Here is a 13,048-nt window from a genome sequence, read left to right on the forward strand (position 1 = left end):
AGTATTTTATATTAATATAATTATGCAATAATAGCATTGCACATTATATTTGATATTTAATCAAATAAACTATGAAAAAACTACTACTATTAACATTATGTATGGTCACGTTACTGACCAATGCTCAAATAGGCTCTACTGCACCATGGATGGCGCCGTTTAATGATTCTAATAAAAGCACAGAGCCTACTTTTCAAGAAATTGTGGATTCATTTGAATCTTACTGGGAAGGCAAGGATGAAACAACCAAAGGAAGTGGCTTTAAACCTTTTAAAAGGTGGGAATCTCTTTATGCCAACTATTTAAACAACGATGGTACTGTCATGTCACAAAAACAACTTTGGGATGTATGGCAAGAAATTAATAGCCAATCAAAATCAACGCAAGTTGATGACAGTGATTGGAAAAATATAGGACCACTTACACACACTAATACAGGATCTTGGTCTGCTGGTCAAGGACGTGTTAATGCATTTGCAGTAGATCCTACAAATCCAGATATACTTTTTGTAGGAACGCCTGCAGGAGGAATTTGGAAATCTACAGATGCTGGAACTTCTTGGACACCACTTACAGATCAACTTCCTCAAATAGGGGTGTCTGGTATTGCTATCGATCCTACCGATACTAATATCATTTACATTGCTACTGGAGATGATGATGCTGGAGACTCGACAAGTATAGGCGTTATGAAATCTACGGATGGAGGAGACACTTGGAATACTACAGGTCTTAATGAGAATAACTCTCCTACTTCTATGAATGAGATTTACTTTGACCCTGCAGATAGTAAAACATTATGGGTTGCTACAAGTAATGGTATTTACAAGACTGTAGATAGTGGTACAAATTGGGATAACGTCCTTAGCGGAAACTTTGACGACTTAAAAGTTAAACCTGGAAGCTCAGATGTTTTATATGCGGCAGATGCATCTAGAGTTTATAGAACAGTTGATGGTGGAGACACTTGGTCAAATATATCTGCTGGTTTTATTACTGGTGCAGCTAGGTTAGTTATGGATGTTACTCCTGCTAATCCTGAGGTACTATACGTGTTTAGGTCTGACAACTCTTTTGGTGCTGGTAATATTTACAAATCATCAAACAGCGGAGATTCTTTTACTCAAAAATTTGCTGGTAGTGAGGATATTTTTGAAAGTACTCAAGCATGGTTTGACTTTGCGTTTGCAGTATCAGATACCGATGAAAATGAGATTTACACAGGAGTGCTTAATGTATGGAAGTCTACAAATGGTGGTGTAAGTTTTACAAAATTAAATAATTGGAATGCTCCAAATACACCTTCTTACACCCATGCTGATATTCATAATTTAAGATTCATCAATGGAACTTTATATTGCGGAAGTGATGGAGGTTTTTATAGTTCTAATGATGGGGGTGTAAATTTTTCTAGCCACACCGATGGATTAGCTATTGGACAGTTTTATAGAATTGATGTAGCGCCAGAAGATGCTTCTATTATTTCTGGAGGACTCCAAGATAATGGTGGCTACGCACGTAAAAATGGTATGTGGCAAAACTATTATGGCGCAGATGGTATGGAGAATATTTATGACCCAAATGATCCATCTAAAGTATATGGCTTCATACAATCTGGAGGTGGGCCTTATTTTTCAAATGACGGAGGTGCTTCGCTTTCTGGATCGTTTGCATCACCGGAGACTGGAAACTGGATAACACCCCTAGCTTTTGCTAAGGACAAGAGGCTATATGCAGGTTACACTAGAGTTTATGAACTTGATTTTTGCTCTAATTCTTGGGTACAAAAATCATTGTCATTTGGCTCACGTATAGACCTATTAGAAACGGATCCTAACGACGCTTCTATTATGTATGTAACTGTTAATGGAGCTTTATATAAAAGTTCAAATAGAGGTGCAGACTTCACTGTTTTGAGATCATTTCCTGAAGATATTTCGTCATTAGAAGTGAAGTATGGAGATAGTAATACGCTATATATAGTTACGGGAGGGACAGCTGGTAAAGTATATGAAGCAACAATAGCAGATAATGCCATTACTGTAAATGATATTACAGGTTCTCTACCAGGAGTGCCTAAGTTAGTTATCAAACATCAAAGCAACCATTCTGACAATCCACTGTTTTTAGGAACCGCGCTTGGCGTTTGGAAATATGATGATATCACTAATGATTGGGAAAGATTTGACAATGGATTACCTAATACAGCAGTACGCGACTTAGATGTAAATGAGTTCAATGGAGTGCTTACAGCAGGAACTTATGGACGAGGTATATGGCAAACAGATATTGATACTCAGCCGTTATCGTCAGACCTTGCAGCAACATCTTTAGTACCCCTAAACAATCAAGTGATATCCTGCGGAGAAAATCCTACAGAAATAACATTCAGAAATAATGGAACCTCTTCCATAACGGAAGCAACTATAACTTATGAAGCAGGAGGTATTCAAAACACTATGCAATGGACAGGAAACCTTGCTTCTCAAGAAGAAACTACTGTAGAGTTACCAGTATTAGGTCTATCTGTAGGAACCTATGAATTAATAGCTCAAATAACAACTGATGGAGATCAAGTAGAAGGTAATAATGAGAAAAGAACTTCGATAGCTATCAATGAAATAGGTGAAATAGATACAATAAATGATTTTGAAACAGGGGATAGTGCGCTGCTTGTACTTTCTGAAAATGGCAATATTGCTTGCGATACTTCGGGGCAAACATGGCAGAGAGGAATTCCTAACGGAACGTTATTAAATCAAGCTGTATCTGGAGAGAATGCCTATGCAACTAATCTAAATGGAGAATACAGTAATAATGTTAAAGAATACCTAACTACTAAATGCTATGACATTTCATCATTAGAAGTGAAAGAACTTAGCTTTAAGATGGCTTTTGAATTAGAACTTGACTGGGACATAATGTATGTTGAATATACTGTTGATGATGGAACTACGTGGGACATATTAGGTACCTCTAACGACCCTAACTGGTACAATAGTGATACTCTTCCAGGAAACAATTGTAATAATTGCCCAGGAGCACAATGGACAGGAACTAGTGCATCATTTAATGACTATAGTTATGATTTGAGTGCTTTTGCGTCAGAAACTAGTATGATTTTTAGATTTGTATTTCATTCTGATCAAGCCGTAACCGAAGAAGGTGTTGTAATAGATGACTTTCAAATAGGTGCTGGACAACTTTCTCTTGACGATACTGTTTTAGAAGGACTAAGTATCTACCCGAATCCATCTACTGCTATTTTCAATATACAATGGCCTGCAGAATCTTCATTATCCATAGAGGTATTTGATTTATTAGGTAAGTCTGTTATTAAAAGGTTTAATATGCCTCAAGGGTCAAGTAATTACCCACTTGACATGAGCACATTTGCTTCAGGTTTATATCTCATTAAACTAAACACTGACAAACAACAAATAACTCAAAAATTAATTTTGAAATAATTGCAAAAGCCCTCTTCTCAGAGGGCTTTTTTGATTGCTTATGTAACATTTAAAATTTAATTTCGTCCTATTCAAAATAACCTAATAACGTTACTCTATGAAACTCTATAAATCGGCTGCAATTGTGGCTACTTGTGCTCTTACGCTTGTAAGCTGTAAGACAGAAGAAACAAAAGAGACAGCTCAAGTTGAAAAAATCCCTGGTATTGTACTAGAGAATATGGATACTACGGTTGCTCCTAATCAAGATTTTTACAATTATGTAAATGGATCTTGGATGAAAAACACTGAAATTCCAGATGACCGCACTAGTTGGGGTGGATTTTCTGTACTACGCAAAGCTACAGATGCAGATGTTTTAGAAATACTTGCAGAAGCCGAAAAAAGCGGAACATACACTGCTGAAACAGACCAAGCAAAAGCGCTTGCGATTTACAACACCAAACTTGATACCATAGCGCGTAATAAGGCAGGGATTACACCTTTACAACCTGCATTAGATGCAATTGCTAGTGTAACTAACTTAAATGAACTACAGACAGTACTAGCTACTAATCCTGCTGTATCATCACCTTTTTTAAGCATAGGAGCTGGAGCAGATCTTAATGATAGCTCTATGAATACCGTGTATTTAGGGGCAAATGGCCTTGGTCTTCCAGATCGTGACTATTACATTCTAGAAGACGGGAAGTCTAAAGAAATTCGTGAAGAATATGTAAAACATATCTCACGCATGCTTCAAATGCTAGGAGACTCTGAAGCAGAAGCAAATGCCGCTGCCGATAAAATCCTCGCAATGGAAACTGCGCTAGCGACTCCAAGATTAGATAAAGTAGAGAGCCGTGATGCTCGTAACTTTAACAACCCACGTTCTGTCGCTCAGGCAGACGAGATGCTCACATCTATAGATCTTAAAAAGATGATTGCAGATCTTGGTATTAAGAAGGATTTTGACACGCTTCTTGTCACACAATTAAAGTACACAGAAGCTTTAGACACATTCCTTAAAAAAACTTCTATAGAAGATATCAAAACGCTCGTACGTTGGGATACATTTAATAGTTCTGCAGGAAGATTGAGTACAGAAATAGAAACTGCAAATTGGGAGTTTTACAGTAAATACTTAAGCGGTGCAAAAAAACAACGCCCAGCAGATGAGCGCGCACTAGCAACAGTAAATGGCTCTGTAGGAGAAGCGCTAGGGCAGTTATATGTAGATGCTAAGTTTCCACCAGAGGCAAAAGCAAAAGCAGAAACAATGATTGCAAATGTTATTGATGCTTACAAAGCTCGTATCCAAAAATTAGACTGGATGGGTGCAGAGACTAAAGAAAAGGCTATCGAAAAGCTTGATAAATTTACCGTTAAGATTGCATATCCAGACAAGTGGGAAGATTACTCTACAATGGATGTAGCTGCAGATAAGACGTACTTTGAAAATATGACTGCAGTTGGAAAATGGGGCCAACTCAAAAACTTTGATGAAATAGGTGAGCCAGTAGATAAGTCTAAGTGGGGAATGTCTCCTCAGACTGTTAATGCTTACTTCAATCCACTTAACAATGAGATTGTATTTCCAGCAGCAATACTACAACCACCATTTTACAACTACACAGCAGATGAGGCTGTAAATTATGGAGGAATTGGAGCTGTTATAGGTCACGAAATCTCTCACGCTTTTGATGATAGCGGATCACGTTTTGACGCAGATGGAAACCTAAAAAACTGGTGGACTGCCGAAGATCTTGAAGCATTTACAACTCGTGGTAATGCACTCGCAGAGCAGTACAGTGCTGTAGAGGTACTTGATAGCGTTTACGTAAATGGAAAATTCACGCTAGGTGAAAACATAGGAGACCTAGGTGGTGTACTTGGAGCATATGATGGATTACAGAAGTACTATGCAGAAAACGGACGTCCAGAAAACATTGACGGGTTTACTCCTGAGCAACGTTTCTTCATGTCTTGGGCAACAGTATGGAGAACAAAGAGCCGTGATGAAGCATTAAGAACACAAGTAAAAACAGACCCGCACTCTCCAGGAATGGTACGTGCGGTACAGCCTTTATTAAATGTTGATGCTTTCTACGAAGCTTTTGACATTAAAGAAGGAGATGCAAATTACCTAGCTCCTGAGAAGAGAGTTCGTATTTGGTAATATAATATATTCGCTTTCGCGAAAACTAAAACCGCCTCAATCGAGGCGGTTTTTTTATGCGTATTACTTTCGTTATTAAAGGTGCACCGTAAACTCGTAATTTAAAACACTATCAACCGTAATACTATCTATCTGCTTAAAGGATAAGGAATCTTCTTGACTATATTCTGGCGGCTCGAGACCCAACTCAATAGCCTGCTTTGTGTAATATTCTTTTTTTGTAGGATGATTAGGAGACACCGCATTTATAATGTGACCAAAGGCATCTTTCTTGATTATCGCTGTCAAAATCCCGATGCAGTCATCGCGATGTATCATATTAACTGGAGCATCACCATTAGTTAATCCCTTTCGTCCAGCAAGAAATTTCACAGGGTTTCTACTACCACCAAACAATCCTCCAAAACGAACAACCGTTGTCTCAAAAGCAGGGGTGTTAAAGAATATTTGCTCTACATCATATAACTGCTTAGCCGCATTTGTATCGGGTTGTGGTGCATCTTTCTCTGTCACCTTACCTTGTGCATCATCATAGACAGAGGTACTACTTATAAGAATCACTTTTTTAACCTCAGACCGTTCAATCAGATGTAGAAAATGCGCCATTTTGAGAGCGTAGTTTGCACCTGTGTTCTTTCTCAAGCCTGGCGGTATCATAATGAGTAGCACATCTGTATCTGCAAGAAAAGTTTCTACTAAGCCTGAGACACCACTTTCTGCTATTACTACTGGATATGCAAGGATATTACTTCTTGTAAGGTCTTTTGCTTTTTCTGCATCTGTCACACTTCCTTTTACCGTGTACCCCATAAGCTGGAGCCTCGAGGCAAGTGCTTTACCAAGCCATCCTAAACCAGCAATTGTAATTTTTTTATTCATTTATTTTCTAGCAATAACTAGGGTTTTCGTTTAAATCTTCGGCAGCAGCTATAATAATTAGTTGCTTCTATACTCTTATCGAGAATTACATTACTCTTCTACACCAGTGTTGATAGTATCTTTTTTCGCTTTCGCGAAAGCGTACTCAGCAATATCAATCGTACGCTCTACTATGATAGCATCGTTAGGTACAAATGGTTTTGGCATCGTAGTATTAGGTCTCGCCGAAACTGTAAATTTTGGGTTTTCTAATAAATCGTACGAGAACTCCTTGAGTGTAAATTTAGGATTTACACCTTCTGGCACGGCAAATTTAAACTCCAGCTTGTCATTTTTCCCTCTGTAATAACTTAAAATACCTTTACTACCTCGTTTCTTATAAAGCGTCTCAGTACTATCTGCTTTTACAGCAACGCCGTTCCAAGAGATATGCTGTAAAGGAGTTTCTATAGCTGTGTACATACGCATTTGATGCACAGTACGATTAGGTGTGACTGTAAGTGTGATATACCTCAACCCATCTACCAGCGTGTCTTTATCTAGCTGCACCGTACTTTCTGGTAAATCGATTACAGCAGTTTCCTTTGCATAGGTATATGGAGTATTGTATTTACTACCTGCAGCATTACCAATGTACATAGTAGCTTGTTCTGGGTTTTCGCCTAGGTATCCTTTGGTCCAGTCATCAAGCGACTTATTATATGTTGCCCAGTATGCTCGATTTGTATCTGTATTTTGATAATAAATAAGACTATTAGGTGCTTGACGATCTACGGCAGCATCTGAGTTCATGTGTGCAATCCCAAAACAAACGAGCGCTCCTAGCAAACTCAAATATGCTAAGAACTTCTTGTTTCTATATAAACCAAATACTGGCAATACTAGTCCAAAAAGGAGTATCAAAAAGATTACACTCGCATAGAGCATATCTGGTCCTAAACCTACAGGAAAGAACTGTACTAGAGGAGCTAATAAAAATATAGCTGGAGCACACAGTAAGACAAGTAACAACACACTAGGCTTACGCTGCGCTATAAGCACATAAAAAGCAATTAATCCAAAATATACAGGAATGATAAAAAAGGCAGCGCCTTTTAAATAAACTGCAACGAGTATATTAATGATGAGCCACATAGTGAGTGGAGCTACCATATTACTTGCCGTGTTTTGTGCCACGGTAAGCCTATGATACATACCCATACATAGACTAAAACCTAATAAGGCAAAGGCAATAATATACCAGTGACCATTATAAATAAAAACAGGCAACATGTCTTCATAACTAGGATATACATACTTTAATAACTCCCACAATAGGTAAAAAAGCCCTCCTCCTAAGATTAATGTAAGGAAGAAAGTTCTGAAACCTCTAGCGACATATTTTCTCCTCAATTGTTCCTTTTTAAATCCATAAACTAGCAATGCTATAAACAGAACAATTGCAATTGCTACCATAGGCCAGATCCAAGAAAATGGATATGCAACAAAGTTTGCCACAGCGGCATCAAAGTACACATAATCTTCATCAGACTTTATATTGGTAAGGTCTGTAGCTGCAAAGTACTTGAGTAATGGCATTAAGTAAGTTCCTTGGTGCTCTAGTGTCTTGCGATCCAAGTTTTCAAAAGTGTCATTTACCGTATGATAGTCAAAATGATCATCTATAAATGCAAAGAAAAACCCATCAATATCACCATCTTCTCTTAAGACAGTCGAGTCCGTATCATTAGGCAACATTTTGTAAATACTATACATTAATGAAGTCCCTACGGGATACTCCACTCCTGCTTCCATAAATCCATTAATGAGATTTTTATTACCGTGATTAGTCTCTACAATCATATTAGAAGGACCACCACTACCACGTGCTTCAAAGTTGAGGGCAAGTCCCACGTCTTTTGCCCATGGATGTTCATCTACAAAAAGCTGAGCGCCATCTAGGCCAATTTCTTCGGCGTCTGTGATGCAGATTATGATATCATTTACAGGAGTGACTCCGCTTGCAAGGTAAGCTCGTACACTTTCTAGTATAGTTACCACACCAGAACCTGCGTCACTTGCGCCATGAGATGCACTGTGTGGCGCACTATCATAATGTGACATAAGTAATAGTGCCTTACCATCACCACTTCCTTTTATGCGCGCTAGGATATTTTGAGGCTTTGTAAGATTACTGTACCCATTCCATTCTTCATTTACAAAACCTTCTTGTACTTGAGGCTCTAGACCAAGCTTGCGAAGTTCTTGCACAATATATTGCTGCACTTCTGTATGTGCCGCTGTACCCACAAAATGCGGCTTTGCCGAGATTACTTTTAAATGTGATAATGCTCTTGCCGTAGAAAATTCTGTAAGCGGAGTTTCTTTATCACCTATAGTCTTAGGCATGAGTGAGTAAAAGCTCACAAATACTAAAAACAACACTAGAATAAATGAAATAATATGGGATAAACGTTTCATTGAGAAGGCAATCTTTTGGTTTGGTGCTTGTAAAATACGAATTTATGAGCTTGAGTACGCTTTCGCGAAAGCGTAACCTCAAAGATTAAAATTAAATCACTAACTTTAAGAGAACAAAATCAGCAAGTTATGGCAATTAAAAGTTTTATGGGTAAGCGCGCAAAGGACACCAAAAGCAGCGCTACAGATATTAAAGTAAGTGATTACATGAGCCGAAAGCTCATTACTTTTTCTCCTGACCAATCGGTGCTTGAAGTGATGAACAACTTAATTAAACACAAGATTTCTGGTGGTCCCGTGGTTAATGAAAATAACGAACTACTAGGTATTATCTCTGAAGGTGACTGTATGAAGCAAATTTCTGAAAGTCGTTACTACAATATGCCTATGGATAATATGAAGGTGTCTAATCACATGGTGACTAATGTGGATACAATAGACGGTAATATGAATGTTTTTGATGCGGCAAATAAATTTCTAGAGTCAAAACACAGGCGTTTCCCTATTGTAGAAAATGGCAAGCTCGTAGGACAAATAAGCCAAAAAGATGTTCTTAAAGCTGCGCTAGCTCTCAACGGTCAAACTTGGAAATAAGCTGTTATGGCATTTTTTCAAACCAAGCAAGTTCTACTTGCTGAGCTTCATATATAAAATTATTCTTGCCCTCGAGGCCTATCTTCTCAAGTACTCTGCAAGAAGCTTTATTACCTAACTCTGCCATGCCGCAGAGTTTTGTGTTTGGAAAATGTTCAAAAAAGTAATCTCTTGCCGCAATTGAAGATTCGGTTGCATAGCCTTTACACCAATACTCAGGCATAAAACGATATCCTATATCATAAAAATTAGTGTGGCCATTCATTTCTTTTTCAAAGTTATATTTGAGTCCCGTCCACCCTATCCAGTCTCCACTACTTTTCTCTATCGCTGCCCAGCGTCCTATACCGTAGGTTTCATATTGCATACGTATATAATCTATAGATGTTCGCGCCTTTCCCATACATGTAATAGGGTTTTTGCCTAAATATTCATGTACTATTGGATTGCTATCTAGTCGATACATGTTTCCCGTATCTTCTATACGAACCTCGCGTAAAATGAGGTGTTCTGTTTCTATATGGTAGGTCATAATTAATTTAGAATTAAATCCGCTTCAGTTTTATGCACGCTTCACAAGCGCATAAAAATCACCTTCAAGCGGTAAGTACCCTTGATCATACACAAAGTAATACACCGTGCCAGCTTTTGTAGTATAGATACTTGTAAATAGATTGAAGTCAAATCCAGCTGTATTGAGCTTAGACTTGGTTGTTCTCGTTTTATCTTCTGGATTGAGACGCTCTAAGATGCGATAATTCTTGCGCAACACATTATTAGTATTACGCATGATATTTTTTGAGTCCTTATTTTGATTATTGTTGTGCGAATTACGGCATGAGTCACTACAGAATTTTTTATCTGCACGACCTATGATTTTATCTCCACACTCGGGACAAGCTCTTTCCATATACTTGCTAGATACTTGAGCTCAAAGCCCAGTTGTTCATATTATGAGGTTAATGCTCTTTAATTATTCTTATAAATCTTAATGTCTAGATCTCCGGTAGCATTCATATGAGCACGGTACATTCCTGCAGTGTTGAATTCCATCGCAACGTTACCGTCTTTGTCTATCGCTACAATACCTCCATCGCCGCCTAAAGCTGGAACTTTCTTCTGGATAACTTCGCTAGCAGCTTCTTGTAGCGTTACTCCTTTATATTCCATCATTGCTGAGATATCATGAGCCACCTGTGCTCGTATAAAAAATTCTCCCCATCCTGTACTACTTACTGCGCACGTAGCATTATTTGCATACGTACCAGAACCTATAATAGGAGCATCACCTATACGGTTGTAACGTTTATTAGTCATTCCTCCTGTAGAAGTTCCCGCAGCTAGGTTACCATGCTTATCTAACGCCGCACAACCTACGGTTCCAAATTTACTGTCCTTTATATAAGGATCCATAAATGCCACCTTCTTATCATCATCGTGGTCGAGCTGTGTTTTTTCTTTATCTATTATTTTCTGTAAAGATTGGAAGCGTCTTTCTGTATAGAAATAAGAAGGGTCTACAATTTCTAATCCTTGCTCTTGTGCAAATTGCTCTGCTCCTTTTGCGCTTAACATCACATGCTCAGATTTATCCATAACAGCTACTGCAAGATCAATAGGATTTTTTACTGTTGTTACTCCAGAGATGGCTCCCGCATTAAGCGTCTTACCATCCATTACACTTGCGTCAAGCTCATTTGTACCATCATGTGTAAAAACAGCACCTTTTCCTGCATTAAATAATGGACTGTCCTCCATAATATTTATAGCTGCTGTCACGGCTTCCATACTAGTTCCACCATTGGCTAGAATTTTATGACCAGCTTTTGTAGCTTCCTCTAGCTTAAGACGATATGCTTTTTCTAGTGAATCTGTCATATTCTTTTTAAGAATAGTACCTGCTCCTCCATGTATAACAAGACCAAATTTTTGATCTGCGGGGATAGTATTTTCAACCTCTTTAGAATTTTCTTTTTTAACTGGCATGTCGCAAGACATGATTAAAAAACATGAAATAATACTAAAAACTAATTTTTTCATAAAGATTACGATTTTGTAAGTGTCTAAATATAAGGAGAAAGAAACTTTAAAACGAACTGGATTTTTCAAAAACATCGATGAAATACACAGTAATTTCTTTGAAATTTCTTACAAATCAACTTTTTTTGTGTATTTCATCGATTAAATACACAAAATATACGTTTAAGTGCAAAATAATTATATCTTGCAGCCATAATAAACTCATAACCCCAAATTATGAAATTGATTAGCCAAACTTTTTACGCACTAGTTGCGTTGTGCCTCCTAAGCGCGTGCACCAGCGAAGAATCTACAGAGATAGATACTCTTGCAAATTTAGAAACTACTATTGAAGTAGAAAATAACATTGAGCTTGCCGAAGAGGTACTTGATGTACTTAACGATTATAGGGCAACTTTAGGTCTTAATGCACTGCAGTGGCATACAGATTCAGAAAATCTTGCAGTAGGACACTCTAGTTACATGGTAGCGCAAAATGCTGCTAGTCACGATAACTTTTACGAGCGCGCAGCTATATTGCAAGAAAATGGGGCAGACATGGTGAGTGAAAATGTTGCTTACGGTTTTAGAGATGCAGAGTCAGTTCTAGAAGGATGGCTTAACAGTCCTGCGCACAAGCAAGCTATAGAGGGAGATTACACACATACAGGAATAGGTATTGTATTGACAGAGACTGGAATACCATACTATACACAACTATTTATAAGATAAGAAGATACCCCCAAATCAATTTTGATTATCAACCCCGTTTGCAACAGTAGACGGGGTTGTTTTTTTACGCTTTCGCGAAAGCGTACTTCTATAAATTGTATTTTTATACAAAGAATAATATTATGGCAATTCAACAACCGTTTAATTTAAACAAGTGGATTGAGGAAAACAGAGATCTCCTCAAACCACCCGTGGGAAATAAGAACTTATACAAAGAAGCTGGTGATTATATCGTAATGATTGTAGGTGGCCCAAATGCTCGTAAGGACTACCACTACAATGAGACCGAAGAACTATTTTTTCAGATAGAAGGTACTATTGAAGTACACGTGCAAGATGAAGGAGTAAAGCGCACTATGCATCTAGGTCCTGGTGATATGTATTTACACCCCGCTGGAGTACCACACTCACCCGTGAGGCATGAAAACTCGATAGGTCTCGTGATAGAACGCAAGAGAGTAGACCTTGATGGTAAGGATGGTTTATTATGGTACTGCGATAATTGTAATCATAAATTATATGAAGTATTCTTTAAGCTTCATAATATAGAAAAAGACTTTTTAGGTCATTTTAAAGATTTCTATGGAAGCAAAGAACATAGAACTTGTAATAACTGTGGAACTGTCATGGAAGTAGATGAGCGATTTACTACGGATTAATAAAAAAATAGAATAATTTTTAGGGTGTGTTTAATAACACGCCCTTTTTTATGGAAGCCTTTGAATTATCCTTAGATTTG

The 13,048-nt window shown here is 37.9% G+C and carries 10 protein-coding genes; 5 read left to right on the top strand and 5 right to left on the bottom strand.

Annotated features, from left to right (window positions below):
- Positions 1–71 precede the first annotated feature (71 nt).
- Both JM84_RS01810 and JM84_RS01815 read left to right on the top strand, forming a co-directional pair.
- The gene (locus JM84_RS01810; protein ID WP_013750778.1) at positions 72–3,467 is read left to right on the top strand and encodes a VPS10 domain-containing protein; all 3,396 of its coding nucleotides are present in this window, start codon (positions 72–74) and stop codon (positions 3,465–3,467) included.
- Positions 3,468–3,564: 97 nt separating this feature from the next.
- Complete coding sequence (locus tag JM84_RS01815) at positions 3,565–5,625, top strand: M13 family metallopeptidase (protein WP_013750777.1); 2,061 nt, start codon at positions 3,565–3,567, stop codon at positions 5,623–5,625.
- 75 nt (positions 5,626–5,700) lie between these two features.
- Here JM84_RS01815 and JM84_RS01820 read toward each other — a convergent pair whose 3' ends face one another.
- Both JM84_RS01820 and JM84_RS01825 read right to left on the bottom strand, forming a co-directional pair.
- Positions 5,701–6,504 (bottom strand): NAD(P)H-binding protein, encoded by an 804-nt coding sequence (locus tag JM84_RS01820; protein ID WP_013750776.1) that lies wholly within the window; start codon positions 6,502–6,504, stop codon positions 5,701–5,703.
- A 90-nt stretch (positions 6,505–6,594) separates the two neighbouring features.
- Positions 6,595–8,964, bottom strand: coding sequence for a M28 family peptidase (locus JM84_RS01825; protein ID WP_013750775.1), 2,370 nt, complete (start codon positions 8,962–8,964; stop codon positions 6,595–6,597).
- Between the two features lie 129 nt (positions 8,965–9,093).
- On the opposite strand from JM84_RS01825, the gene JM84_RS01830 reads away from it, so the two are divergent.
- Positions 9,094–9,558 (top strand): CBS domain-containing protein, encoded by a 465-nt coding sequence (locus JM84_RS01830; RefSeq protein ID WP_013750774.1) that lies wholly within the window; start codon positions 9,094–9,096, stop codon positions 9,556–9,558.
- 4 nt (positions 9,559–9,562) lie between these two features.
- Here JM84_RS01830 and JM84_RS01835 read toward each other — a convergent pair whose 3' ends face one another.
- From JM84_RS01835 to JM84_RS01845, 3 genes are read right to left on the bottom strand one after another with little or no spacing between them, the layout of a single operon-like run.
- Positions 9,563–10,090: a GNAT family N-acetyltransferase gene (locus tag JM84_RS01835; protein ID WP_013750773.1), complete on the bottom strand. Its 528-nt coding sequence runs from the start codon at positions 10,088–10,090 to the stop codon at positions 9,563–9,565.
- 30 nt (positions 10,091–10,120) lie between these two features.
- Positions 10,121–10,468: a hypothetical protein gene (locus JM84_RS01840; RefSeq protein ID WP_013750772.1), complete on the bottom strand. Its 348-nt coding sequence runs from the start codon at positions 10,466–10,468 to the stop codon at positions 10,121–10,123.
- A 59-nt stretch (positions 10,469–10,527) separates the two neighbouring features.
- Entirely contained in the window at positions 10,528–11,598 is a 1,071-nt protein-coding gene (locus JM84_RS01845; protein ID WP_013750771.1) for an isoaspartyl peptidase/L-asparaginase family protein, read from the bottom strand.
- Between the two features lie 216 nt (positions 11,599–11,814).
- Between JM84_RS01845 and JM84_RS01850 the strand changes: the two genes are divergently transcribed.
- Together JM84_RS01850 and JM84_RS01855 are read left to right on the top strand one after the other, a co-directional pair.
- Positions 11,815–12,309, top strand: a complete 495-nt coding sequence (locus tag JM84_RS01850; protein ID WP_013750770.1) for a CAP domain-containing protein — start codon at positions 11,815–11,817, stop codon at positions 12,307–12,309.
- Positions 12,310–12,431: 122 nt separating this feature from the next.
- Positions 12,432–12,968 (top strand): 3-hydroxyanthranilate 3,4-dioxygenase, encoded by a 537-nt coding sequence (locus JM84_RS01855; RefSeq protein WP_013750769.1) that lies wholly within the window; start codon positions 12,432–12,434, stop codon positions 12,966–12,968.
- Positions 12,969–13,048 lie beyond the last annotated feature (80 nt).

The sequence above is a fragment of the Dokdonia sp. Hel_I_63 genome (genome assembly GCF_007827285.1).
In the GTDB taxonomy this organism is placed as follows: Bacteria; Bacteroidota; Bacteroidia; order Flavobacteriales; family Flavobacteriaceae; genus Dokdonia.